The sequence below is a fragment of the Actinomyces naeslundii genome (assembly GCF_001956585.1).
GTDB lineage: Bacteria > Actinomycetota > Actinomycetes > Actinomycetales > Actinomycetaceae > Actinomyces > Actinomyces naeslundii.
Window position 1 is genome coordinate 73,691 of record NZ_MSRR01000003.1, and the last position, 24,088, is coordinate 97,778.

At 67.7% G+C, this 24,088-nt stretch carries 19 protein-coding genes; 7 read left to right on the forward strand and 12 right to left on the reverse strand.

The window, feature by feature from the left end:
• Window positions 1-36 precede the first annotated feature (36 nt).
• The 3 genes from BKH33_RS01355 to panB all read right to left on the reverse strand — a co-directional run bounded on the left by BKH33_RS01355 (window position 37) and on the right by panB (window position 3,245).
• Window positions 37-1,212 carry a hypothetical protein gene (locus tag BKH33_RS01355; protein ID WP_003783277.1) on the reverse strand — a complete coding sequence of 392 codons (1,176 nt, stop codon included), beginning with the start codon at window positions 1,210-1,212 and terminating at the stop codon, window positions 37-39.
• Window positions 1,213-1,392: 180 nt separating this feature from the next.
• A complete protein-coding gene (gene map, locus BKH33_RS01360) occupies window positions 1,393-2,298 on the reverse strand; it encodes a type I methionyl aminopeptidase (protein ID WP_043539372.1) in 906 nt (301 codons plus the stop codon).
• Window positions 2,299-2,402: 104 nt separating this feature from the next.
• Window positions 2,403-3,245: a 3-methyl-2-oxobutanoate hydroxymethyltransferase gene (panB, locus tag BKH33_RS01365; protein WP_003783294.1), complete on the reverse strand. Its 843-nt coding sequence runs from the start codon at window positions 3,243-3,245 to the stop codon at window positions 2,403-2,405.
• Between the two features lie 198 nt (window positions 3,246-3,443).
• Between panB and BKH33_RS01370 the strand changes: the two genes are divergently transcribed.
• The 3 genes from BKH33_RS01370 to BKH33_RS01380 all read left to right on the forward strand — a co-directional run bounded on the left by BKH33_RS01370 (window position 3,444) and on the right by BKH33_RS01380 (window position 9,148).
• Window positions 3,444-4,775, forward strand: coding sequence for a glutamine synthetase family protein (locus tag BKH33_RS01370; protein WP_003783274.1), 1,332 nt, complete (start codon window positions 3,444-3,446; stop codon window positions 4,773-4,775).
• A gap of 18 nt (window positions 4,776-4,793) precedes the next feature.
• Window positions 4,794-8,402: a bifunctional [glutamine synthetase] adenylyltransferase/[glutamine synthetase]-adenylyl-L-tyrosine phosphorylase gene (locus tag BKH33_RS01375; protein ID WP_003783269.1), complete on the forward strand. Its 3,609-nt coding sequence runs from the start codon at window positions 4,794-4,796 to the stop codon at window positions 8,400-8,402.
• A gap of 95 nt (window positions 8,403-8,497) precedes the next feature.
• A complete protein-coding gene (locus tag BKH33_RS01380; protein ID WP_003783258.1) occupies window positions 8,498-9,148 on the forward strand; it encodes a histidine phosphatase family protein in 651 nt (216 codons plus the stop codon).
• Window positions 9,149-9,158: 10 nt separating this feature from the next.
• On the opposite strand, the gene BKH33_RS01385 is transcribed toward BKH33_RS01380, so the two are convergent.
• From BKH33_RS01385 to lipB, 7 genes are all read right to left on the reverse strand, one after another.
• On the reverse strand, window positions 9,159-9,959 hold the full coding sequence (locus BKH33_RS01385; RefSeq protein ID WP_003783279.1) for an amino acid ABC transporter ATP-binding protein: 801 nt from the start codon (window positions 9,957-9,959) through the stop codon (window positions 9,159-9,161).
• The gene (locus BKH33_RS01390) at window positions 9,956-10,921 is read right to left on the reverse strand and encodes an amino acid ABC transporter permease (protein WP_003783299.1); all 966 of its coding nucleotides are present in this window, start codon (window positions 10,919-10,921) and stop codon (window positions 9,956-9,958) included. Before BKH33_RS01390 ends, BKH33_RS01385 begins: the two co-directional genes overlap by 4 nt.
• 3 nt (window positions 10,922-10,924) lie before the next feature.
• Window positions 10,925-11,842 (reverse strand): ABC transporter substrate-binding protein, encoded by a 918-nt coding sequence (locus BKH33_RS01395; RefSeq protein WP_003783283.1) that lies wholly within the window; start codon window positions 11,840-11,842, stop codon window positions 10,925-10,927.
• A gap of 155 nt (window positions 11,843-11,997) precedes the next feature.
• On the reverse strand, window positions 11,998-13,422 hold the full coding sequence (glnA, locus tag BKH33_RS01400) for a type I glutamate--ammonia ligase (protein ID WP_003783255.1): 1,425 nt from the start codon (window positions 13,420-13,422) through the stop codon (window positions 11,998-12,000).
• Between the two features lie 215 nt (window positions 13,423-13,637).
• Window positions 13,638-14,393: a DUF4191 domain-containing protein gene (locus BKH33_RS01405; protein WP_003783260.1), complete on the reverse strand. Its 756-nt coding sequence runs from the start codon at window positions 14,391-14,393 to the stop codon at window positions 13,638-13,640.
• Between the two features lie 46 nt (window positions 14,394-14,439).
• Window positions 14,440-15,471 carry a lipoyl synthase gene (locus BKH33_RS01410; RefSeq protein WP_003783241.1) on the reverse strand — a complete coding sequence of 344 codons (1,032 nt, stop codon included), beginning with the start codon at window positions 15,469-15,471 and terminating at the stop codon, window positions 14,440-14,442.
• A 93-nt stretch (window positions 15,472-15,564) separates the two neighbouring features.
• Entirely contained in the window at window positions 15,565-16,266 is a 702-nt protein-coding gene (gene lipB, locus BKH33_RS01415) for a lipoyl(octanoyl) transferase LipB (protein ID WP_003783265.1), read from the reverse strand.
• A gap of 102 nt (window positions 16,267-16,368) precedes the next feature.
• Here lipB and BKH33_RS01420 point away from each other — a divergent pair, with 102 nt between their 5' ends.
• Entirely contained in the window at window positions 16,369-18,081 is a 1,713-nt protein-coding gene (locus BKH33_RS01420; protein WP_232621430.1) for a protein kinase domain-containing protein, read from the forward strand.
• A 25-nt stretch (window positions 18,082-18,106) separates the two neighbouring features.
• Here the strand turns inward: BKH33_RS01420 and BKH33_RS01425 are convergent, their stop codons facing one another.
• Complete coding sequence (locus BKH33_RS01425; protein WP_076142457.1) at window positions 18,107-20,374, reverse strand: FAD-dependent oxidoreductase; 2,268 nt, start codon at window positions 20,372-20,374, stop codon at window positions 18,107-18,109.
• Between the two features lie 87 nt (window positions 20,375-20,461).
• Between BKH33_RS01425 and BKH33_RS01430 the strand changes: the two genes are divergently transcribed.
• From BKH33_RS01430 to BKH33_RS01440, 3 genes are all read left to right on the forward strand, one after another.
• Entirely contained in the window at window positions 20,462-21,082 is a 621-nt protein-coding gene (locus BKH33_RS01430; RefSeq protein ID WP_003783275.1) for a TetR/AcrR family transcriptional regulator, read from the forward strand.
• A 134-nt stretch (window positions 21,083-21,216) separates the two neighbouring features.
• Window positions 21,217-21,459 carry a hypothetical protein gene (locus BKH33_RS01435; RefSeq protein ID WP_003783243.1) on the forward strand — a complete coding sequence of 81 codons (243 nt, stop codon included), beginning with the start codon at window positions 21,217-21,219 and terminating at the stop codon, window positions 21,457-21,459.
• Window positions 21,460-21,461: 2 nt separating this feature from the next.
• Window positions 21,462-22,436 (forward strand): Clp protease N-terminal domain-containing protein, encoded by a 975-nt coding sequence (locus tag BKH33_RS01440; RefSeq protein WP_003783292.1) that lies wholly within the window; start codon window positions 21,462-21,464, stop codon window positions 22,434-22,436.
• Between the two features lie 144 nt (window positions 22,437-22,580).
• Here the strand turns inward: BKH33_RS01440 and sucB are convergent.
• The coding region (gene sucB / locus BKH33_RS01445) for a 2-oxoglutarate dehydrogenase, E2 component, dihydrolipoamide succinyltransferase (protein WP_081395403.1) at window positions 22,581-24,088 on the reverse strand (1,508 nt) is incomplete at its 5' end.

Below are 24,088 nucleotides of genomic sequence, written 5' to 3' on the forward strand. Positions count from 1 at the left end.
CTGGTTGGCCCCACCCTCATGCGTCATGTGAGCGGCTCACTTTGCAGCCACATACACCTCATCGTTGCCGGAGAACCCTGTAACGGCAAACACGCCCTTGCCGTCATTGGCGGTGGCCTGATCCACGAGGAAGACGAAGTTTCCCTTCGCAGAGCCCCCGTCTCGAGGCATGTCCTGCTGGTTGAACATGGAGTCGTCGATGAACGACTCACTTCCCGAGGTATTGCCGTCGTGGGAGTAGTCGATGTGCAGACTGTACTTCTGGTACTGTCCTTTGCCCTTGTAGGAAATTTCTACTGGGACGCGGATGTAGACCTTGCCGGCGGGCGGGTCCTGGTAGATGTACTTGTTGGCAGCCTTGATGTCCTCATTCGCGTTCCACTCAACCGCCCCGATGCTGACGGTCACCGTGGCATTCGGGTCGTCGTCGTACTTTCCGGCCTTGAACTCAATGGACGACTTGGTGGGATCGATGGGATTCTTCGGGTCAGACCCGGGTCCGTCGCTTCCCTGTGATGAACCTGCGGACGCTCCGGTAGACGCCCCGGCGGACGCGTTGTTACCTGAGTCCTTGGGCTTGTCCTTCGTTGACGAATCCTGCTTACTGCTCTGTGAGGAGCTCTGCTCGGCCTTGTTGGAACCGCCATTGTCATCAGAGCCACTCATCGCCCACACGACACCGCTGATGACGAGTACTACCACGAGTACCGCGGCGCCGGTCCAGAACCACCACTGCTGGGTGATCGGCTTGGAGCCGCCCCCGGTCCCTCCCGGTCCTCCGATGGCTCCAGGCTGCCAGTTGCTGACAGGAGGCTGCGGGCCTCCAGGGGCGCCTTGACTCTGGAACGGCGTGGGGGACTGGGCGTAGTCCATGTTGGCTGCATACGGACTGGGGCCCGCCGCCGAGCCGGCGTAGTCACCCGAAGGGGCTGAGGCGGACAGGCCGGTCGGGTCGGCAACCGGAGCGCCGGTGCCCATCTGTGCCGTCGGGGCGGTTGATACGGCCTGGGTCGGCGCCCATGCCGGGTCGGCCTCCGTGGCCGCGCCCGCAGCCGAGGCGGCTGATCCGCTGGAAGGGGCGGAGTCGTCAACCCAGATCTGCCAGCCTTCGGGCGCCGGCCCCCATGCGGGGTCAGGCTGCCAACCCGCGGGCGGCTCGAAGCCCTCTGGCGGCGCGGGCCAGTTCGGTGGTGGATTGAAGCGCAAAGCCATGTGAACCTCCGGAAGGGGAAAGGGCGGGACTCGCTGCGCGGCTCCCTGGAAACGGAACCGACACGTCCGCTGCCCACGGACGATACGTCGTCACCTCGTTGTCAGGCAACGTGGACAGACGTGGATGAACAGAGAATGGGACACTTTCGGATGGGGAGTTCTGCCCTGCACCCAGATGGCTCAGGGAAGTGTGAGGATCTCGGCCCCGTCGTCAGTGACCACCAGGGTGTGCTCGAACTGAGCAGTACGGGAGCGGTCCTTGGTGACCACCGTCCAGCCATCGTCCCACTGCTCCCAGTCGATGCTGCCGAGCGTGAGCATCGGCTCGATGGTGAACACCATGCCGGTCTCGATGACGTCGTCGTGAAGGGGGGCGGCGTCGTAGTGGGGGATGATGAGACCGGAGTGGAATGCCTCGCCGACTCCGTGGCCGGTGTAGTCACGCACCACCCCGTAGTCGAACCGCTTGGCGTAGGCCTCGATGACCCGGCCGATGACGTTGACCTCGCGACCCGGCTTGACTGCTTTGATGCCCCGTTCCATCGCGGTGCGAGTCCGGTCGATGAGCAGCTCCGTCTCAGGGTCCACCTCGCCGACGGCATAGGTGGCGTTCGTGTCTCCATGCACTCCACCGATGTAGGCGGTGACATCGAGGTTGATGAGGTCGCCCTCGTTGAGACGGGTCGAGTCGGGGATGCCGTGGCAGATGACCTCGTTGATCGAGGTGCAGATCGACTTGGGGAAACCCATGTATCCCAGGCAGGAGGGATAGGCGCCGTGGTCGCACAGGTACTCGTGCGCGATCCGGTCGAGCTCGTCGGTGGTCACCTCCGGGGCGATCGCCTTGGCGGCCTCGGCCAGGGCGCGGGCGGCCAGTCGGCTCGCCACCCGGATCCGCTCGATCGTCTCGGCGTCCTTGATCTCCGAGGCCGTCACGCGCTCGGGACCGTCGTGGAACATGTACTCGGGACGCTCGATGGATGCAGGAACATGCCGCTCAGGACTGAGGGTTCCGGGAGTGAGCGTGCCGCGTGGTGCGCGGTCGGCCAGTGAGGCCGAGGGCGCAGGGGAAGCCGAAGAACTCATGGTGTCAGCATAGGAGCAGACGTCCGACTCGGGGGACTCGTCCTTCGTCCTTTCAGACGAGGCGCTTAAGACCTCTTCCATGTGCGTGACAGGTCTTGTCGCCGTCAGGCGCTGAACCAGTGCTTCTCAGCCGGGAAGGAGGCCTCGCGCACTGCGGTGCCGTAGTCGGCGGCCGCCTGCTGCAGTGCCTGGCCGACCTGACCGAACTGGTGGGCGAAACGCGGCGACCACCCCGTCATCCCGGCCATGTCCGTCCACACGAGGACCTGACCGTCGCAGCGGGCTCCTGCGCCGATACCGATCGTGGGGATCGCGAGCGACTCGGTGACGCGCGCGGCCAGAGGCTCGGGCACCATCTCCAGAACGAGGGCGATCGCCCCCGCCTCGGCCAGCGCCCGCGCGTCGGCCAGCAGCTCCTCTGCGGCCTCGCCGCGCCCCTGAACCCGGAAGCCCCCGAGCATGTTGACGCTCTGTGGAGTGAATCCCAGGTGCCCCACCACCGGGATACCCGCCTGGGTCAGCGTGCGCACACTTGCCGCCCGGGGCCTGCCGCCCTCGAGCTTGACGGCGTTGGCCCCCGCCTTCATGAGGGGCACCGCGCTGGCCAGCGCCTGCTCAGGACCTGCCTCGTAGGTGCCGAAGGGAAGGTCGGCCACCACGAGTGCGCGCTTGGTCGCCCGCGCCACCGAGCGCGTGGCCACCACCATCTCGTCCAGCTCCACCGGCAGCGTCGAGTCGTGCCCGAGCATGACGTTGCCGATCGAGTCGCCCACCAGCAGCATGTCGGTTCCGGCCCCGTCCAGGATCTGGGCGGTCACGGCATCGTAGGCGGTGAGCATGACGAGTTTGGTGCCATCGTGCTTCGCTGCGGCGAGGTGATGAACACGCACGGGCTTGCCGCCTCCGATGGTGACGGAGGATCCGTAAGGGGACTCGGGTGTAGCCATGGGCCCGAGGCTACCCGAGGTCAGGGGGGAGGCCTCGGCGCGCCGTTGAACTCGTCGTGCCGCCTTCACCGGGGGCGATCTTCGAAACCTGCCCGACGCACCCGCGCACTAGGCTGGTCCCAGGTAAGTAACGTCTCAGGCGGATTGCGGCCGAACATGCCGTCGGCCCGCTGCCGCACCCCACGCTGAGGAGGCACCATGGACAAGCAGCAGGAGTACGTGCTCCGAGCCATCGAGGAACGCGACATCAGCTTCATCCGCCTGTGGTTCACAGACGTGTCCGGACAGCTCAAGTCCGTGGCGATCGCCCCGGCCGAGGTCGAGAGCGCCTTCGAGGAGGGAATCGGCTTCGACGGTTCGGCCATCGAAGGACTGACCCGTGTCTTCGAGTCCGACATGCTTCTCGCTCCCGACCCCTCCACCTTCCAGATGCTCCCATGGCGAGACGGAGCCAACGGCGTGGCCCGCATGTTCTGTGACGTCCTCACCCCCGACGGCGAGCCCGCCCGCACCGACCCCCGCTCCGTGCTCGAGCGCCAGCTCGCCCGCGTCGCCGAGGCGGGCTTCACGTGCTACATCCACCCTGAGATCGAGTTCTACCTGGTCAACCGCGACGCCGATGGGCGTATCCGTCCCACCGACGACGCCGGCTACTTCGACCACGTGCCCGGCGGCACCGCCCACGACTTCCGGCGTCACGCCATTCTCATGCTGGAGCAGATGGGGATCTCGGTGCAGTTCTCCCACCACGAGGGCGGCCCCGGCCAGAACGAGATCGACCTGCGCTTCGCCGACGCCCTGTCCATGGCGGACAACATCATGACCTTCCGCGCCGTCGTCGAGGAGGTCGCCCTGGAGGAGGGTTGCCTGGCCACCTTCATGCCCAAGCCCTTCCCCGACGAGTTCGGTTCGGGCATGCACACGCACTTCTCCTTGTTCGAGGGCGACCGCAACGCCTTCTTCGACCCCTCCGGCCAGTACCAGCTCTCCGCCACCGGACGCTCCTTCATCGCCGGACTGCTGCACCACGCCTCGGAGATCACGGCCGTCACCAACCAGCACGTCAACTCCTACAAGCGCCTGTGGGGCGGCGACGAGGCCCCCAGCTACGTGTGCTGGGGCCACAACAACCGCTCCGCCCTGGTGCGGGTGCCCATGCACAAGCCCGGTAAGGCCCAGTCCGCGCGCGTGGAGTACCGCGGCATCGACTCCTCGGCCAACCCCTACCTGGCCTATGCGGTCATCCTGGCAGCCGGGCTCAAGGGCATCGAGGAGGGTTATGAGCTTCCCCCCGAGGCCGAGGACGATGTCTGGGCCCTGTCCGAGATGGAGCGCAAGGCTCTGGGGATCCACGCCCTTCCCACCTCGCTCAAGAGCGCGGTGGCGGCCATGGAGCAGTCCGACCTGGTGGCCGACACCTTCGGGGAGGACACCTTCGAGTACTTCTTGCGTAACAAGCGCCGCGAGTACCGGGCCTACGACGCCCAGGTCACCGACTTCGAGCTCAGCCAGTTCTTCCCCCGTGCCTGATCGCAGCAGGAGGCAGCTGTGAGAGACCAGAGCGACAATCGCCCGCCGGTCGGGGCGCCCTCACGGCACAGCTCCTCACCCAGAACCCTGTTGCTGCGGGCCGGCTTCCAGAACGCCACCCGCGCCGAAGCGCTCCTGGGTGACCCCGCGTTGCTGTCCCTCCTTCCTGCAGACGATGAGACCGATGACTTCGGTAGCACGGGGACCGCACCCACCCGCTCCCGCGCAGACCGTTCCGGGCGGCCAGGCAGCCGACCGGGTGACGTGCGGCTCGGAGCCGGCCGAGAGGAGCTCATCGAGGCCCTGGCCCTCACCGCCGATCCCGACATGGCCCTGCTCAGCCTCGTCCGACTGGCTGAGGCCGTGACCGCATCCGAGTCATGCCTCCGGGCCTCACCGGAGGACGTCGACCCCGGGTGCACGCGTGCGCCCGCGGCACTTCTGCGCAGCATCCTCACCGAGCACGCCGCTGAGACGCGCGAGCACAGGCAACGCCTGCTCGCAGTCCTGGGAGCCTCGCAGGCCCTGGGGGACTTTCTCGTGGCCCACCCCGAGCACCTCATGGCTCTTGCACCGGCCAGGGCATGGGACGCCCCCTTTGAACCCGACGCACGCGAGGCGCTGCGGCGGGCGGTCCAGGACTCGCTGGGACAGACAGGCTCCTCGGACGCAGAGGCCTCAGGCAGCGATGGTGATACTCGGGTCCCGGACGGTCCCGGCCCGGCCGTCAACCGGGCGACTGCCGCGCTGCGGCGCGCTTATCGGGACCGTCTCACGGCGATCGTCGCCGATGACCTCACCAGCGCAGACCCGATCGAGTACGTCCCGACCGTCTGCCACCGTATGGCGGAGCTCGCCGACGCCGCCCTGGACGCAGCCCTGCTCGTCGCCCGCGCCGCTGTCGGACCTCAGACGGACGAGGTGGCCCTTGCCGTGATCGCTATGGGCAAGACCGGGGCATACGAGCTCAACTACATCTCCGACGTCGACGTTGTCTACGTGGTCGGCCAGGCCCAGCACTCTCAGACCGTAGGGGAGCCGCTCAGCGAGGAGTTCCTCGTGGAGGTCGGCACCCGCCTGGCCACCGAGCTCGCCCACGTCGTCTCCGCCACCGCGCCCGAGCCGCCACTGTGGCCGCTGGACACGGCGCTGCGCCCCGAGGGCAAGGACGGCGCGCTTGTGCGCACCCTGGACTCCCACCTGACCTACTACCGGCGATGGGCCGCCTCCTGGGAGTTCCAGGCCCTGCTCAAGGCCAGAGCCTGCGCCGGGGACATGGCTCTCGGCGCCCGCTACGAGCAAGGGGTGGCGCCCTTCGTGTGGGAGGCCAGCCGGCGGGAGAACTTCGTTGAGGACGCCCGTGCCATGCGTCGCCGGGTGGAGAAGGAGTCTGTGCCGCGCGGCGGCGAGGACCGGCGCATCAAGCTGGGGCCCGGAGGCCTGAGGGACGTGGAGTTCACTGTCCAGCTCCTCCAGCTCGTCCATGGCCGCTCCGATGAGAGCCTGCGCGTACCCGGCACCCTGGAGGCCCTCGACGCGCTCAGCGCGGGCGGCTACGTCAGTCGGGCCGATGCCGCGGCCATGAGCAGCTGCTACAAGGCCTTGCGGCTCCTGGAGCATCGCAGTCAGCTCTTCCGCCTGCGCAGGACCCACAACCTGCCGCAGAGGGAGGAGAACCTGCGTCGCATCGAGCGCGGCGTCTCCACCTGTCTGGGCCGGGGAGACAGCCTCTGGGATGACTTCAAGGACCTGCGCCGGCGCGTGCGCGCCCTTCACCAGGAGATCTACTACCGCCCGCTGCTGAGCTTCGCCGCCACTCTCAGCGCGGACGAGATGGCGCTGAGCCCCCAGGCGGCACGCGAGCGACTCGCCGCCGTCGGCTACACGGATCCGGACGGGGCGCTGCGACACATCCAGGCTCTCACCGAGGGGGTCAGCCGCCGAGCAGCCATCCAGCGCCAGCTGCTGCCGGTCATCATCGGCTGGATCGGCGAGGGCGCCGACCCCGACTTCGGCCTGCTGTCCTTCCGCCGCCTGTCGGAGGCCATCGGCGGCTCGCACTGGTACCTGGCCATGCTGCGCGACTCGCCGGTGGCCGCGCGCAGACTGTGCCAGGTGCTCTCAAGCGCACACTGGGCCACCGAGCGCCTCGCGGAGTTTCCCGAGTCCATCGCCTGGCTCGACGACGACGCCGAGCTCGAACCCCGACGCCCTGGCGCGCTGGCGGAGGAGATCGCCGCCATCTTGCGCCGGCGCAGCCTCAGCGGCCCCGATGACTCTGCGCTGGCTGAGCAGGCGCTCGAGGCGGTCCAGGCGATCCTGAGAGTACGTGCCCGCGAGGAGGTCCGCGCCTCCTTGGCGGACTGCCTGGACGCCATTGATCCCGAGCGCACCGCCTCCATCCTCACCGACGCCACCGACGCGGTCCTGGGCGGGGCGCTGACGATCGCCACCGGACTGGTCATCGCCCAGCGCGACGGCATCGAGGCGGTCGCCACCGGACCCGACGCCGACGGGCACTGGCAGGCGGCGCTTGCCAGCCACGCCGTCGTCGCCATGGGGCGCCTGGGAGGCCGCGAGATCGGGTACGCCTCTGACGCGGACGTGCTGTTCGTCCACGAGTCCCGCGACGGTGCGGACGATGCCGCGGCCGCCCAGGAGGCCGAGGCCGTCGCTAAGCAGGTGGTCGGGCTCCTCGCCTCGGCGCGTCCCCATCCCCTCGAGGTGGACTCCGATCTGCGGCCCGAAGGCCGCCAGGGCGTCATGAGCCGCTCGCTGGCCGCTTACGGCGAGTACTACGGGCGCTGGTCGGCCCTGTGGGAGCGTCAGGCGCTGCTGCGTGCCAGGGCCTGTGCCGGGGACGGCGATCTGGGGCGGCGCTTCGAGGAGCTCATCAACCCTCTGCGCTGGGCCGAGGGCGGGCTGGGCACCCAGGACCTGCGGGAGATCCGCAGGATCAAGGCCCGCGTGGAGACCGAGCGTCTGCCTCGCGGCATCGACCCCGCCCGCCACCTCAAGCTCGGCCCCGGAGGGCTCAGTGACGTGGAGTGGAGCGCCCAGGTGCTTCAGCTGGCCCATGCCGGTCGGATCGCCGGGCTGCGGACCACTTCGACCACTGGGGCGCTTCAGGCCGCGGTCCAGGCCGGGTTGCTCAGTGCCGACGACGGGGGAGTACTGGTCGCCGCATGGATCCTGGCCAGCCGGCTACGATCCGCGATCGTCCTGGGCACCGGGCGCGCCTCCGGGCCCCGAGCCCAGGTCCTGCCGGTCCAGATCCGTGAGATCCGGCTGGTGGGTCGCCTCGTCGGTCTGGGCAGCGGCAGGGAGCGCGAGCTCGAGGACCTCTACCGTCGCAGCGCCCGCCACACCCGGGCCGTGGTCGAGCGCATCGTCTTCTCCGACGGCGGCGCCCACGACTCGCCCCCATCCGCGCCGACCCCATCGGCCAGTAGCGCATCGCCTGGGCGGGGCCGGAGCTCGGCGACGGGCCACATCGCGGGCTCGGCGAAGGGACGTGGCGAACAGGCTCGTCGCACCAGCAGTACGGCGAAGTCCTCTCGGACGCGGCGCTCGGGCGGCGCCCGCCCGAGCAGGAGGCCCTCAGCGGGTCCCTACCCCTGGAGCTGACGAGGCTGATGGGGAACCGGGTGAGTGCGGCCGGGCGATGAGGATCGCACCAGCGCCGAAGGCCGGTCCGCCACGGACCTGGCAGACTTGGCGCCGTGAGGCTCATTCTCGTACGCCACGGTCGCACCGTCGCCAATGTCATGCAGGCACTCGATACCGCCTTCCCCGGGCATCCTCTGGATGACGTGGGCCTCCGGGAGGCCGACGGGCTGCCGGGCCGTCTGAAGGAGGCCGGCCTGCTCGAGGGGCTGGGCTCGTTGTGGGTCTCCCCGATCCTGCGTGCGCGTCAGACCATCGCCCCCATCGAGGCGGCCACCGGCCTGAGCGCCACCGTCAACTCGGGCCTGCGGGAGGTTCTGGCCGCGGATCTGGAGATGAACACCGACGCCCGCTCGGTGGCCTGCTACGTGGACACCACCCGGGCCTGGATGGCGGGGCGCCCCGCCTGTCGCATCCCCGGATCCCCAGAGGACGGACACGACACGCTTCAGCGCTTCGACGACGCCGTCGGCCGCATCTACGAGCAGACCGCCCGGGCGGGAGACCAGGCGGCCCTGCTCGTCTCCCACGGCACCGCTCTGCGTCTGTGGACCTCCCTCAAGGCAGCGCCCGGAGGCGGCGTGGACCCGCTGTGGATCGCCGAGCGTCCCATGCGCAACACCGGGATCACCGTCGTCGACGGCGATCCCGGTGCCGGGTGGAGCCTGACCTCCTGGGATGATGGCGCCTGGGACCAGGTCTCCTGACCGGCTGGCCCTAGAGGACTGAGGAGAGGAAGGCCTGGGTCCGTTCGGCCTGCGGGTTGTCCAGGACCTCCACGGGGTCACCGGACTCGCAGATGACGCCGCCGTCCATGAAGATCAGCTGATCACCGACCTCACGGGCGAAGCCCATCTCGTGGGTGACCACGACCATCGTCATCCCGGACGCCGCCAGGTCCTTCATCACCTGAAGCACCTCACCCACCAGCTCGGGATCCAGGGCCGAGGTCGGCTCGTCGAAGAGCATGAGCTCGGGGTCCATCGCCAGTGCCCGGGCGATCGCCACCCGCTGCTGCTGACCGCCGGAGAGCTGGGAGGGATAGTGATTCAGACGATCACCCAGCCCCACCCGCTCCAGAAGCTCGATACCGCGCTTTCGTGCCTTGGCCTTGGGGATCCTCTTCACCTGAACCGGCGCCTCCATGACGTTCTCCAGAGCCGTCATGTGGGGGAAGAGGTTGAAGCGCTGGAAGACCATGCCGATCTTGGCGCGTTGTGCAGCCCGGGCCTTGTCCGACAGGGCGTGCAGCTCGGTGCGCCCACCGCGCTCGACCTCGCGCATCCCGATGAGCTCGCCGTCGACCTTGACCCGGCCGGCGTCGATGGACTCCAGCTCGTTGATGCAACGCAGAAGCGTTGACTTTCCCGAACCCGAGGGGCCGATGAGGACCGTGACCGATCCTGGGGGCACGATGAGGTCGATACCGCGCAGCACGTGCAGCTCGCCGAAGAACTTGTGCAGGTCGCTGATCTCAACCTTCGGTGTCTCAGCTGCGGCGTGAGTGGATGTGCTCATGGGGTGACCTCCAGGAAGGGATCGTCCTTGGTGGTGTGGGCGTTGAGGATCGCCTGCTGGCGGGCCGACAGCCCCCGGCCGGAGGCGGCGGAGGCCTTGTCAGAGTCGAAGCCCTTGCCGTAGTAGCGCTCGATGTAGTGCTGTCCCACCATGAGGATCGAGGTGATGATGATGTACCAGATGGCCGCGACAATGAGCAGTGGGATGATCTGGTAGGTCAGCGACGCGTAGGAGTTGGTGACGAAGGTCAGGTCCAGGGTGAAGGGCACTGCCAGCACCAGGGAGGTCGTCTTGAGCATGGAGATGGTCTCGTTGCCGGTGGGCGGCACGATGACCCGCATCGCCTGCGGCAGGATGATCCTGCGCAGGATCTGCCCCCTGCTCATGCCCAGGGCCCCGGCGGCCTCACTCTGGCCCTTGTCCACCGAGTTCAGGCCCGAACGGACGATCTCGGAAAGATAGGCGCCCTCGTTGATGCCCAGCCCCAGGACCGCGGCAACGAAGGGGGTGAAGACCGTCGTCGTCTTGAAGGTCAGCAGCTCGGGGCCGAAGGGGATACCCAGGCTGAGCTTCTGGTAGAGCGCTGACAGCGCCCCCCAGAACACCAGCTGGGTGTAGATCGGGGTCCCGCGGAAGAACCACAGGTAAGCCAGTGCCACCCAGCGCAGCACCGGGTTGGAGGACTGGCGCTGGATCGCAGTCGTCACTGCAAGGACGATGCCGATGGCCATGGCCATGAAGGTCAGCAGCAGCGTCCACCCGACGGCCTTGACCACGTGGACCTCACGCAGGAAGAACCAGACCGTGGACCAGTGGAACTTCTCATTGGTGACCAGGCCGTGGATGAGCATGGCCCCCAGAACCGTCACGATCGCGGCACTGATCCAGGTCCCCGGGCGGGGGACCGGCTTGGGGTTGTTGAGAACGACCTTCTCGTCGTCAGAGGCGGGTGAGGCGGTCACGGCTCACTCCTTCACTGCGGGATTGAGTTCTGCGGTGGTCAGGGCGGCGTCCTTCACGCCCCAGTTTTCCAGGATCTTCTGCCAGATGCCCTGATCCATGAGGTACTGGACGGCGGCCTGGATCGCGGCGGTGAATTTCGGGTCGGCCTTGGAGGTCACCACTCCCTGGGGTGCGGCGTCCTCCACCTCGCCCAGGGTGACGACCTGGCCGTCGGTCAGCTCGACGGCGTACCCGGCCACGGTGGAGTCGGAGTAGGTGGCGTCGATCGTGCCGCCGACCAAGCCTGTGGTCGCCTCGGACTGCTTGGAGTAGGAGCGCACCGACAGCACGTCCTTGCCCGCGTTCGCGCAGTTCTCGGCGGCCTTGCGCATCGTGGCCTCCTGGCCGGTGCCCACCTGGACGCCAATGGTCCGTCCGCACAGCCTGAGGTGGTCGGAGGTGTCGACCTCCTTGGGGTTGCCGGCCTGAACGTTGAATCGCGAGCCCACATTGATGTAGGCGGTCATGTCGACCTCGGCGGTCCGCTCGGGAGTCACGGTGAAGGAGGAGATACCGGCGTCGTACTTCGATCCGATCGAGGCGATGATCGAGTCGAACTCGGCGGTGTGGACCTTTCCCTTGACGCCCAGCACCGCGGCGATCGCGTTGGTCAGGTCGACGTCGTAGCCCACGGCCTTGCCCGAGGGATCGAGGAACTCGGCCGGTGCATAGTCCGTGGATGCCGCCACGTCCAGGACGCCGTCGTCGAGGGCTCCCTGGGGGAGCTTGGCGATGATGTCGGGCTGAGCCTGGATCGAGGAGGTGTCGTAGGAGTGGATCTGCGAGCTCCGGTGCGCGTTCCAGTCAGCGGCGTTGGTGCACCCGCTCAAGATGAGACAAGCTGCGGCCAGCCCGAGAGCGGTGTGTTGGCGGAACCTCATCGTAGGTCGTCCTCTTCGGAGTGGATCAAGACGGAGAAAGAATATCCGCAATGCAGTATAGATATGCAGCTATTGAAGGTGGCGTATAGCACGACATCGGCCCTGAGCCTCGTGTGCAGGAGACTCAGGGCCTACGTCTGAGCTGCATCAACAACTCACAGGTCGTAGTAGAGCTGGAACTCGTAGGGGTGGGGGCGCAGCCGCAGCGGCTCGATCTCGTTGGCCCGCTTGTACTCGATCCAGGTCTCAATGAGGTCAGGAGTGAAGACGTCGCCCTCGGTGAGGAAGTCGTGGTCCTCCTCCAGGGCCTCCAGCGCCTGGTCCAGGCTGTCGGGGAGCTTGTCGATGTCGAAGTACTCCTCGGGTGCGAGCTCGTAGAGGTCCTTGTCGATGGGCTCGCGCGGCTCGATGCGGTGACGGATGCCGTCGATGCCCGCCATGAGGACGGCGGCGAAGCACAGGTAGGGGTTGGATGAGGGGTCCGGTACTCGGTACTCCACGCGCTTGGCCTTGGGGGAGGAGCCGGTGACCGGGATGCGGATGCAGGCCGAGCGGTTACGTGCCGAGTAGACCAGGTTGACCGGTGCCTCGAAGCCGGGAACCAGCCGGTGGAAGGAGTTCACTGACGGGTTGGTGAAGGCCAGCAGCGCCGGGGCGTGGGCGAGGATGCCGCCGATGTACCAGCGAGCCAGGTCGGAGAGCTGGCCGTAGCCGCGCTCGTCGAAGAACAGCGGTTTGCCGTCCTTCCACAACGAGTGGTGGGTGTGCATGCCCGATCCGTTGTCGCCGAAGATCGGCTTGGGCATGAAGGTGGCTGTCTTGTTGTTGCGCCAGGCCTCGTTCTTGATGATGTACTTGAACTTCATCATGTCGTCGCCGGCGGCCAGCAACGAGTTGAAGCGGTAGTTGATCTCCTGCTGTCCGGCGGTGCCGACCTCGTGATGGGCCCGCTCGATCTCCAGGCCGGAAGCCAGGCAGGTGCGCACCATGCGGTCGCGGATGTCAGCCATCTGGTCGTTGGGGGAGACCGGGAAGTAGCCGCCCTTGAACGCGGTTTTATAGCCCTTGTTACCGCCCTCCTCCTCGCGGCCTGTGTTCCAGGCGGCCTCGGCGGAGTCGATGGCGTAGAAGGACTCGGCCGGGGAGGACTCGTAGCGCACCGAGTCGAAGAGGTAGAACTCGGCCTCTGCGCCGATGTAGCAGGTGTCGGCGATTCCGGTGGAGCGCAGGTAGTCCTCGGCCTTGGCCGCGATCGAGCGCGGATCGCGAGCGTAGACCTCGTCCGTGAAAGGATCGACGATCGAGAAGTTGACGACCAGCGTCTTCTCCTCGCGGAAGGGGTCGAGGAAGGCTGTGGTCACATCCGGGACCAGCTTCATGTCCGACTCGTGGATCGCGGTGAAGCCTCGGATCGAGGAGCCGTCGAACATGAGGCCGTCGGTGAGGGCCTCATCCTTGAAGGCGGCCACGGGAATGGTGAAGTGCTGCATGACGCCGGGTAGGTCGCAGAACCGCACATCGACCAGCGCGACGTTCTCCTTCTCGATGAACGTCAGTGCCTCGGATGCGTCCTTGAACATATCTCCTCCATGTGGGAACGGCGCACACACTTCATACGTATGTACTGCGGCTGATATCGGCAACTATATTGACCCGCCCGTGACGAAGGAGTGGCGCCGGTGTTGCCTGAGTGTTTCGACGGAGAACTGCACGGTGTCAAGGGATGACTGATCGCCGTACGGTGGATGTGCAGGGCGAGGGGTAGTGGGGAGGGAGAGGGAGACGGCGAAGGAGATCAGCGTCCGCGCATCGCGCGACGGTCGGGGCGCACCCGGTTGGGGTCGATGTGCTTGGGGATGGGCAGGTTCTTGCCGGCCAGGGAGGCCAGCCGCTTCGAGACCTGGGTGATCTCGCTGTCGGTCAGCGACGTGGGCTTGGTCGGCAGGTGGCGCAGCGTCTTGGACAGCTCCATCAGGCGCACCTGTCCGGCATCGGTACCCACCTGAAGGGTGTGGATGGGAACGGTTGACAGCAGCCGGTGGACCTTGCGCTCCTCCTCGGCGAGCAGGCGACGGACGCGAGTATCGGGGCCCTCGGCGATGAGCACGACACCGGGGCGTCCCACCAGCCTCCACACAAGGTCCTGGTTCTTGTTGAAGGCTACCGGCTCGGGCTCCACGTACCAGCCGCGGCCGATCTGGTCGAGGGCGGCCTTGGTTGCTCCCGGCATCCCCTCGATCTGGGCGTAGGAGGCGCGGCGCACCGTGACCGACAGGATGATCATGTCGATCATGAGCGCCAACATGAGGCTCAGAACAAGCCAGTACCACAGGGACAGTCCGTAGCCGACGGAGATTGCGGCCCCCAGGGCGAGGCACGTGGCGAGCACCGCCAGCATCGTCCACCCGATCCACGGGTAGCTTCGCCGCGAGATCGTGTAGGAGTCCTTGATGTTCTGAAGGTACTGAGCCAGCCGGCGCTTCTTCTTCGGCTGGGGGGACTGGGCACTACTCACGGGCACACAATAGACGACGTCGGTGCACTGGCACACACGGTCTCGCCGTCAGCGTGGCCGGCCTGCGCGCGCGAATCGGCTCTCAGCAGGCGGCCGCAAGATGGGGGTGCGTCCCCAGCAGGGCCGACGCCTCCTGGCGAGCGGTGGCGGGCTCGGCGAGCTGGGCCAGGCGCTCGGGGATGGGCCGGCCGCGCTTGACCATGGCCCGCCCCCACAGCATGCCGGCGCGGTAGGAGGAGCGCACCATCGGGCCGCTCATGACGGCGGCGAATCCGATCTCCTCGGCCAGACGGCTCAACTCGACGAACTCCTGGGGCTTGACCCAGCGGTCAACGGGATGGTGCAGCTTGGAGGGACGCAGGTACTGCGTGATGGTGAGGATGTCGCAGCGGGCCTCCACCAGAGCTGCCATGGCCGCCTCGATCTCGTCCCGGGTCTCGCCCATGCCCAGGATGAGGTTGGACTTGGTGACCAGCCCCGCCTCGGAGGCCGCGGTGATGACGTCCAGGCTGCCCTGGTAGGAGAAGGCTGGACGGATCCGCTTGAAGATGCGTGGGACGGTCTCCAGGTTGTGCCCCAGAACCTCGGGGCGCGAGGAGAAGACGTCCTCCAGCGCCTCCGGGTTGCCCCTGAAGTCGGGGATGAGCAGCTCGACCCCGGTGCCCGGGGAGAGCTCGTGCACCTGCCGGGAGGTCTCGGCGTAGAGCCAGGCACCGCCGTCGGGGCGGTCATCGCGGGCCACGCCGGTGACGGTGGCGTAGCGCAGGTCCATCTCCTTGATGGATATCGCCACGCGCCGGGGCTCGTCGACGTCGTACTCGGTGGGACGACCAGTGGCGATGTCGCAGAAGTCGCAGCGACGGGTGCACATCTCGCCGCCCACCAGGAAGGTGGCCTCGCGGTCGTTCCAGCACTCGTAGATGTTGGGGCAGTTCGCCTCGGCGCAGACCGTGTGCAGGCTCTTCTCCCGCACCAGTCCACGGACCTCCTGGTAGGTCTCCGAGACGACGGCTCGCGTGCGCAGCCAGTCGGGCTTGGACTCGATGGGCGTCTGGGCGTTGCGCGCCTCGACCCGCAGGAGCTTTCGCCCCTCGGGGGCCACCGTGGTGCTCACTTCTACCTCTCCTCGCCGACAAAGATTCCACTCGAAGTCTAGTACCCCCTTGCCGGTTCATAGGACCTCAGACCTAGAAGCAGGCCGCTGTTGTCACGTGGCGTCTGCCACCAACGGTGCCAGATGAGTCTCCAGGGCCTCCACCAGGGCGTGTGCAGGAGCGGTGGTCTCCAGGTGCCGGCCGGTCTCCGCGCTCAAGGATGTCACGCCGGCGTCGTCGATCCCGCAGGGAATGATGCGGTCCAAGGAGAAGGCCTCCAGGTCGGGGTCGATGTTGAGACCGATTCCGTGCATGGTGACCCCCCGGGCGACCCTGACCCCCAGGGCGCAGATCTTGCGCTCGGTGCGTCGGGGCCGATCTGGGACCGTCACCCCCTCGGCGTCGGCCGGTACCCAGACCCCAGAGCGTCCCTCAACCCGGATCGTCCGCAGTCCGTAGAGCGCGCACAGGTCGATGACCGCGGACTCCAGCGCGCGCACGTAACGAATGACGTCGATGGGCTGGCTCAGGCGCAGGATCGGGTAGACGGTCAGCTGCCCCGGCCCGTGCCAGGTGGTCTTCCCGCCTCGGTCCACGTCGACCACCGGGACATGACCGGGCTCGACGACGTCGCCGTCGGGCCGCTCCCAGGAGTGGGCTCGCCTACCAACCGTGTAGACAGGTTCATGCTCCACGAGCAGCAGCGTGCTGGGGCGCTGGCCCGCGACCACATCGGCATGGACCGCTCTCTGGCACTTCCAGCCCTCCTCGAAGGGGACGAGCCGGGAGCCGAGCTCCATGTCCTGTCGCAGCACGAGCGCAGTCTACGTGACCACAACCGGCTCAAGCGCCGGAGTTATCCACAGGCCGACGACAGGTTCTGGTCATCGGGCGGGGCCGTGGTGACCATGGAGTGCATGAGCTCAACGACGCGCCCTCGCCCTCCTGATCGTTCGGCCGATGGTGGCAGCGGGGACCGGCGACCACGACGTCGCCCGGTGCCTCGAGGCCGCGATTCCCGAGCCCGCAGGCTCCCGGCCTCCGACGCCGAGCCGGGTATCGCGGTCTCGGCGCTCAACGTCCTGTCCCAGCAGGGCTATACCGTCGGCGAGGTCATGGGGCGCTCCACCGCTCCTGGCGCGCCTCGGCGCGGGCTGGATGCTCAGGGACGTCACGTGGTGATCCGGGTCGTTGACCTGCCTCCCGGCCGCGGCGGTGCAGCCGTCCTGCGAAGACTGGCCGATCTGCGTGTGCTGCGTCATCCCGGTCTGGTGACCGTGCGGGAGGTCGTGTCCCTGCCCGAGCACCGGGCGGGCGTCATCACGGACCTCGTCGACGGGGCCGGACTTGACGTGGTTCTGGGAGCCAGGGGAAGACTCAACGTCCACCAGCTGGCGACCCTTCTGGATGTTCTGGGCTCGGCCCTGGCCTACCTGTACGAGCACGGCGTCGCTCACGGCGACGTCTCGGCCGGTAACGTCCTGGTGACCACTGACGGGCGCCCGGTCCTCATCGACCTGCTGGGGTCCGTGATGGAGACGGGGACGCAGGACTGCGCCGCCCCTGAGCGGCTCGCGGGCGCTCCGCCGTCGGCTGCCTCCGACGTGTATGCCCTCGCCCGTCTGCTGATCGAGTGTGCGGGGCAGAGCGGGACCGGGGCCAGGCGCCTGGCGGGCCTTCTGGTCGACGCCCTGGCGAAGGACCCTGCCGATCGTCCGAAGGCCCGGGATCTGGTGGCCCGTGCGCCGCAGCTGGGACAGACCTCCCCCATCGAGCTGCCCGACGGCGCCCGGCTCGCCGCCGGTTGCCTGCGCGCGGCCGCCCGCACCCCGACGCGGATGGTCGGCTCCAGGCTCAGGAACAGGATGAGGACGAGCCCCGGATCGAAGGTGGAGGTCGAGTCCCTCGAAGGGGCCGCCGGTCGAGGCCGTGGTGGTGCGCAGGGCTCCGACCGGATTCCTGCGGCCATACGCTGGGGCCGAGGGCGGCGAGCCGGAGGCCGGCGGGTTCGCACCTGGGCGCTGGCGGCGGCACTGATCATCGTGGCATGCCTGGCCGTCTGGGGGCCGGTGAGAGGGCTCGCGTCGTTCAGACCCGCATGGGCGCTCGGTACGGCATCGAGTACGCGGCCAAGCGCGCCCGCTGTTTCCAGCGGTTCCCCGTCAGTGAGCGTCTCTCCTTCCACCCCCGGGAGTGCGTCCGCGACCGCGCCGGTCCCCAGACCGACTCAAGGGGACGCCGAGGGCATGGTGAATGTGGTCGTCACGCTGTCCGCGGCTCGAGACCGCGCACTGATGGCCGCCGACGCCGGTGCACTCGCCGCCACGACGGTCGTCCAGTCGCCCGCTGCCGAGGCCGACTCGCAGCTTCTAGATGAGTTGCTCGAGTCGGGCGAGAGCGTCGAAGGTCTGCAGACCTCCGTCAGTCAGGTCGTTGAGGTGGAGCTGCCCAACGACGCAGCCGCTCTCTGGCCCAGTGCGAGGGCAGTGCGGGTCACGCTGTCTCAAAGCGCCTCGACACGCTCGGGTCCTTCCGGAAGGCGTACGGTGCCCGCTCCCAGCCCCCGGCAGGTCGTGCTCGTCCTGGTTCCAGAACCGTGGCGTGTCGCCGACATTCGGGCTGTGACATGAGCCCGACCGCGTGCCCCGAGGGGGATCAGTACGGTTCTGTGTGGATGGACTCGTAGCCGGCGCGCTCAAGGAACCGGTGGGTGTCGGAGACCATCGCGGCTGAGCCGCACAGGTAGACGTCCGTCCGATCGGGATCGAGGTCACTGCCGTCAATGACCTCGGGCAGTGCGTCGGTGACCCGTCCGTGGAACGTATCGGGTACCTCCTCCCGGCTCAGACAGCGCACAACCCGCCCGGGCATGGGCGAGTCGATCAGACTCGTCAGATCCTCGTCGCGATGGCGGCACCCGAAGAGCAGGGTGTCGTGCTCCAGGCCAGGTGCCTGAGCGAACATCGCCAGCATGGGGGCGATCCCAGTTCCGGTGGCGATGAACAACCGGCGTCTCCCCGAGCCGGCGAGCCCGAACCCGCCCAGAGGAGTCTCGACCACTGTTCTGGTGCCCGTATCGGCTTGCTCGATGAACTGCGACCCTCGTCCACCCGTCCGAGTCGAGATGAGCAGACGGAGCCGATGGTCATCGAGCCCCGCGATCGAGTAGTCGCGCCACGCGTTGTCGCCCACGTGCAGTCGGGCGAACTGCCCAGGCGCCCAGTGGTCGATGTCTCCGTCCACGTGGAGCGTCACGTCCCAGACACTGGGGGTGAGGCGGCGCTTGGAGACCAGGACCGCGTGGTACTTGCCCTCCGGCAGTGTGCGGGCGCCGTGCGGGACAGGAGTGGCGGAAGATTCCCGCACGGCGGAGGTGATGGTGGAGTAACCGCGTGGTCCGAGCACCTGGCAGGCTGCCGCGAGTCCGCCCATCATGGCGCCCATGATTCCTGTGCTTCCGGCGTCCTGCCCGGACAGGAACAGTCCCGGGATCGCGGTTCGTGGGCCCAACGGGCTGGACCTGTACCGCTGCGGTGTGGCGGGCGGCCCGTAGAAGGCGCCGTCCGGGTGGGCGGTGTAGTGCTCGTAGGTCAAAGGAGTGGAGGTCTCCACGTAGTCCACGAGCTCGGTCAGCCCCGGAGCCGCGCTCTCAGCCAGCTCCAGCATGCCTCGGGCGATGCGCTCCTTGAGGGTGGAGTACTCGGGGCCGCGGTTTTCTCGGGGCTGCTCGGCCCACTGCCGGAAGGCTCGCGCGTCACAGAAGGAGATGAGCTCGGCGGTATGTGGGGACTCGCCGGACTTCAGAGAGGGGAAGGAGACGAAGACGTCGTGAGGGCGCCCCTCGAGCAACGAATCGCTGTACCGTTGTGCGCCCTCGTGATCGAGGTCCCGGTTCACCCAGATGTTTCCACCATCGATGCCGATGCTGCGCGGGTCATCACGCAAGCGTAGGAACACGGTGACCGCGGACGTGCCCGTACCCAGGTGCTCCAGCGAGCGGCGTGCGGGCCCGGTGCGTCTCCCGATCTCTCCGAATGTGGGCAACAGACGGTTGAAGGTGTTGGAGGCGCCGATGGCGGACACGATGACCGGGGCGCGGTAGACGCGTTCGCGTACCTGGGCGCTGCGGTGGTCCATGACTCGGACCCCGACCGCCTTCCCGTTCTCGGTGAGGATCTCGGTGACCTCCTGAGCGACGCGGACAGCGCCTCCGGCCTGCTCGATGCCCTTCTCGAAGGTGCGGGCGATCCGAGCGCTGCCACCGCGGGGGAACCAGGCGCCCTCGATGTAGTGGGAGACGATCATTGCGTGCACGGCAAAGGCCGATCGGGACGGCGGCAGGCCGTAGTCCCCCCACTGACTGGCCAGGACGGCCTTGAGTCTGGGGGAGCGGAAGTGGGCATCCAGATACGCCTTCGTCGTCTGAGTGGCTCTTCGGCCTCCCAGGCGCTGGGCGGCTCTGAGCAGCGAGGCCGCAGGTCGGGGGACCAACCCCTGGACGAAGCCCAGCGCCACCCACCGTGTCGCCCGGCGAACATCCTGGAAGTAACGGTGAATGGCTCTGGCCTCCTGGGGGAATGCGGCAACCAGATCACGCTCGTACCGAAGCGGATCACTGCTGACGCGCAGGTCCACGCCCGGGTAGACGAACCTGTCGTAGGAGTCGGGCATACGGTTCCACTCCAGCTCGCCACCAGAGAGGTAGTCGAAGTAGGCGCGGCCCTGGCTTCCGGGACCGAGCTGACCGATGTAGTGCACCCCCACGTCCCAGGATGCGCCGTCACGCCGGAAGGTGTGAGTCAGTCCGCCCGGTTCCGTATGCCGCTCCAGGACCAGAACTCGCTTGCCGGCGGCCCGCGCCAGCAGGCCGGCAGTCGTCAGGCCTCCAATACCCGAACCGATCACGATGACGTCGTAGGACATCCTTTACCCCTCCAATGACTAGACAGTGTCAAGTCAGCATAGCAGTCAACTGGACACTGTCTAGTAGCTCGGTTCTAGACTCCTTCCATGACCTCTGAAACGACAGGCGCCTCAGGGCGCCGCGGCGGCCGGGACCTGCGCTCCGAGCTGCTGCGAACCAGCAGGGAGCTCCTCGATGAAGCCGGCCCCAGTGCCCTGAGCATGCGGGAGGTTGCACGTCGTGCCGGCTGTACGCACCAGGCGCCGTACCACTACTTCGCAAACCGCGAAGCCATCCTGGCGGCCTTGGTATGTGAGGGCTTCGATGAGCTCGCGGACAGGCTCGCTGTGGCGCACGAGGGGCTTGGAAGTGCGGATCTGCATGCGGTTTTGGTGGCCTCGGGAAACGCCTATGTTGAGTTCGCGCTACGTCACCCCGGGGTGTTCCGGGTGATGTTCCGACCCGACGTCTGCGATCCCGAGCGCTTCCCGGAGGTGGTGCAGGCCGGTGAGCGTGCGCGTCATGAGCTGGCCCGTCTGGCGAGGGCCATGATGGGTGATGGTGCTCAGGTCGAGGCGGAGGTCCTGATCTGGTCCGGTGTGCACGGCCTGGCCTCGCTGCTCCTCGACGGCCCCTTGGCGGGCGAGTTCAGCTCCACGGAGGATCGCATCGACTTCGCTCGCGGCGTCGTCGGTCTTGCTGAAGTGTCTGTGGCGAGCAGGGACTGAGGGTGTAGGAGTCGGCTCAGTGGTGGGTGTGTGGCGGAAGCGGAAAGGTGTTCGGTCGCCTGGCTGAATGTCGTTATTGAAGGTGAGTAGCAACAAAGGTTGACAAAATAGTTCTGTCAACCTAAGTTGCTTACATGGATGCGCTCACCGCAGCCACCGAGGCTGCTGACACCACTCGCCCCGAAGATGGGCTACGAGCTGTGGCGGCTCTGCGGCGACTGAAGGACAGCCTTGAGCTTGCGCAGGTCGAGGCCGCCTTGCGCGCAGGCATGGGATGGAGCGAGATCGCCTCCTGTCTTGGAGTCTCTCGTCAGGCAGTCCACAAGAAGTACGCCAAGCGAGTCCAGCCCGGTTTGGCCCCGACCCGAAGGAGATGACGATGGCCGCTGTTAACCACTACCTGACCTGGCTCGAAGCCATGCGCGCGGAGGCTGCGCGCCTGCATCATCGGGAGATCGAGCCGGAGCACATGCTCCTCGGTCTCCTCGCCCAAGGTGGGACGGCTGCGGCTGTCTTGGCGGCCCAGGGCGTGACACTCACGCGAGCACGCGCTGCCATCGAGGAGATGGCTGATGCGGACCTCGCTCGCGTGGGCGTCAGCCTTTCCGACGCCCTCAGGCCAGCGCCGATCGCAGCCGAAGAGCTGACCGTGAGGGCAGGAGGGGAGATTCCCCTCTCGGACGCTGCCGCCGAGTTCATTGACGACACGGGGGCTTCATTCAGCACCAGCGCTCAGGCTTTGCAAGCGCTCATCTCCTCATCCACCGTCTCGCTCCAGTCCCCGGTCGTCAGGCTTCTTGCTCACTGCGGTGTTGATGTCGGCTACCTGCGCACTGAGCTCAGTGAGATAGTGGCCGACGAGGAATCAGCCCGGGGACGCTACCGGATGACTGACGAGTACCGTGGGTACGGCCTGGATCGGGTCCTGAGTCAGGAACGCTTCATCTCAGCGCCGGTGGCTCAGTTGGCCGCCCTACTGAGGGACCCGGACCGGCTCACGTGGTGGGCCCTGCCCCGACAGCAGCTGGTCGAGGTTCTTTCCGACGGCGTCGTGCAGAGGGTGGAGGGGCGACGTCGGACCGTCTTCCTGAGGTGGCGGCTGGAAACATCTGTGGCCGCAAGGGTTACCTGGTCGTGCAGCGTCGTCTCAGGGCCTCGCGACGGTGAGGTGGCATCCGTTCGTGACCTGCACCTGATTGAGGCGCCAGGCGGCACTCGTGTCCGTCTGGTCCTGGCACATCGCACATGGGGGCGGCTGGGGACGCTGCTCTACCCGATCGTCTGGCGCGGGATTCGTCTGGGGCTGGAGAACACGCTCGCCGGTATCGCACGGGCTGCAGCGGAGGACTTTTGAGCCAAGCCGTGAGCCCGGGAACGGACAGCGGCGGTTGTCGTATGCCCGAGTACAGGACCCGATAGCCCGGGTACAACGAACGGGGCCCCGCACCGTGATGGTGCGGGGCCCCGTTGTTGACGGCCTAGCGGGCCGAGCGCAGGCTCACAGCCCCAGCTCGCCGCCGAAGTCGCCCTCCTCGAGGCGCTTCTTGACCGTCATGAGGTAGCGGGCCGCGTCCGCGCCGTCCACCAGTCGGTGGTCGTAGGACAGGGCCAGGTAGCACACCGAGCGGATGGCGATGACCTCGCCGCCGTCGGCATCCTTGATGACGCGCGGCTGGCGCTGGATGGCGCCCAGGCCCAGGATCGCGACCTCCGGCTGGTTGATGATCGGGGTGTCGAACAGGGCACCGCCGCTGCCGGTGTTGGTGATCGTGAAGGTCGAGCCGCTGAGCTCATCGGGGTTGACCTTGTTGTCCCGGGTACGGGCGGCCAGGTCGTTGATGCGCTTGGCCAGCCCGGGGATGTTGAGGTCCCCTGCGTTCTTGACCACCGGCACGAGCAGGCCGCGCGGCGTGTCCACCGCGATGCCGACGTGCTCGACATCGTGGTAGGTGACGTTCTTGCCCTCGATGGAGGCGTTGATCTTCGGGTGGGCCTTGAGGGCCTCCGTCGCCGCCTGGACGAAGAAGGGCAGGAAAGTCAGCTTGGTGCCGTTCTTGGCCAGGAAGTCGTTCTTCGCGCGGGCCCGCAGAGCGGCCACGCGAGTCACGTCCACCTCGACGACGGTGGTCAGCTGAGCAGAGGTCTGCAGCGAGTCGATCATGCGCTCGGCGATCACCTGGCGCAGGCGGCTCATCTTCTCCGTACGGCCGCGCAGGGTCGTGTCCACCTCGGGCTTGGCCGGGGCCGGCTTGGCCGCAGCGGCGGGAGCGGACTCCTGAGAAGCAGGGGCGGCTGCGGCCGCGGCGGCTGCACGAGCCTCCTCTGCGGCCTTGGCCGCGGCCTCCACGTCCTGCTTACGGATACGGCCTCCCACGCCGGTGCCGGTGACGGTGGACAGGTCCACGCCCTTGTCCTTGGCGAGCTTGCGCACGATCGGAGTGACGTAGGAGCCTGTGGCGCCCGAGCTCACCGGAGCGGCGGCTGCAGGCGCCGCGGTTGCGGCAGGAGCGGGGGCCGACGACGCTGCCGGAGCCGGAGCGGGAACCGGCTCGGCGGCGGGAGCGGGGGCCTGCGGCGTGGCAGCCGGGGCGGGTGCTGTCGCTGGTGCGGCCGAGGGGTCACCGATGATGGCCAGGACGGTGCCGACCTCGACGGTCTCGTCCTCGGGGACACGGATCTCCAGCAGGACGCCGGATGCGGGGGAGGGGACCTCGGTGTCCACCTTGTCGGTGGCGACCTCGAGCAGGGGCTCGTTGGCCTCAACGGTGTCACCCACGGCCTTGAGCCAGGAGGAGACCGTCCCCTCGGTGACGGACTCACCCAGGGCCGGCATCGTCACCTCAGTACCGTCGGCCGAGCCGCCGGTCTGGGGGGCGACAGGCTCCGGGACAGGTGCAGGGGCGGGCTCGGGAGCCGCCTGGGCGGCAAGGGCCGGCGTCTCAGCCGCGGGCGCGGGGGCGGCCGGAGCAGGAGCGGAACCCGCCTCCGAGGGGTCACCGATGATGG

Coding starts and splice junctions, on each gene's coding strand:
- BKH33_RS01355 (WP_003783277.1), bottom strand. CDS start 1,212: ATGGCTTTGCGCTTCAATCCACCACCGAACTGGCCCGCGCCGCCAGAG.
- map (WP_043539372.1), bottom strand. CDS start 2,298: ATGAGTTCTTCGGCTTCCCCTGCGCCCTCGGCCTCACTGGCCGACCGC.
- panB (WP_003783294.1), bottom strand. CDS start 3,245: ATGGCTACACCCGAGTCCCCTTACGGATCCTCCGTCACCATCGGAGGC.
- BKH33_RS01370 (WP_003783274.1), top strand. CDS start 3,444: ATGGACAAGCAGCAGGAGTACGTGCTCCGAGCCATCGAGGAACGCGAC.
- BKH33_RS01385 (WP_003783279.1), bottom strand. CDS start 9,959: ATGAGCACATCCACTCACGCCGCAGCTGAGACACCGAAGGTTGAGATC.
- BKH33_RS01395 (WP_003783283.1), bottom strand. CDS start 11,842: ATGAGGTTCCGCCAACACACCGCTCTCGGGCTGGCCGCAGCTTGTCTC.
- glnA (WP_003783255.1), bottom strand. CDS start 13,422: ATGTTCAAGGACGCATCCGAGGCACTGACGTTCATCGAGAAGGAGAAC.
- BKH33_RS01420 (WP_232621430.1), top strand. CDS start 16,369: ATGAGCTCAACGACGCGCCCTCGCCCTCCTGATCGTTCGGCCGATGGT.
- BKH33_RS01425 (WP_076142457.1), bottom strand. CDS start 20,374: ATGTCCTACGACGTCATCGTGATCGGTTCGGGTATTGGAGGCCTGACG.
- BKH33_RS01430 (WP_003783275.1), top strand. CDS start 20,462: ATGACCTCTGAAACGACAGGCGCCTCAGGGCGCCGCGGCGGCCGGGAC.
- BKH33_RS01435 (WP_003783243.1), top strand. CDS start 21,217: ATGGATGCGCTCACCGCAGCCACCGAGGCTGCTGACACCACTCGCCCC.
- BKH33_RS01440 (WP_003783292.1), top strand. CDS start 21,462: ATGGCCGCTGTTAACCACTACCTGACCTGGCTCGAAGCCATGCGCGCG.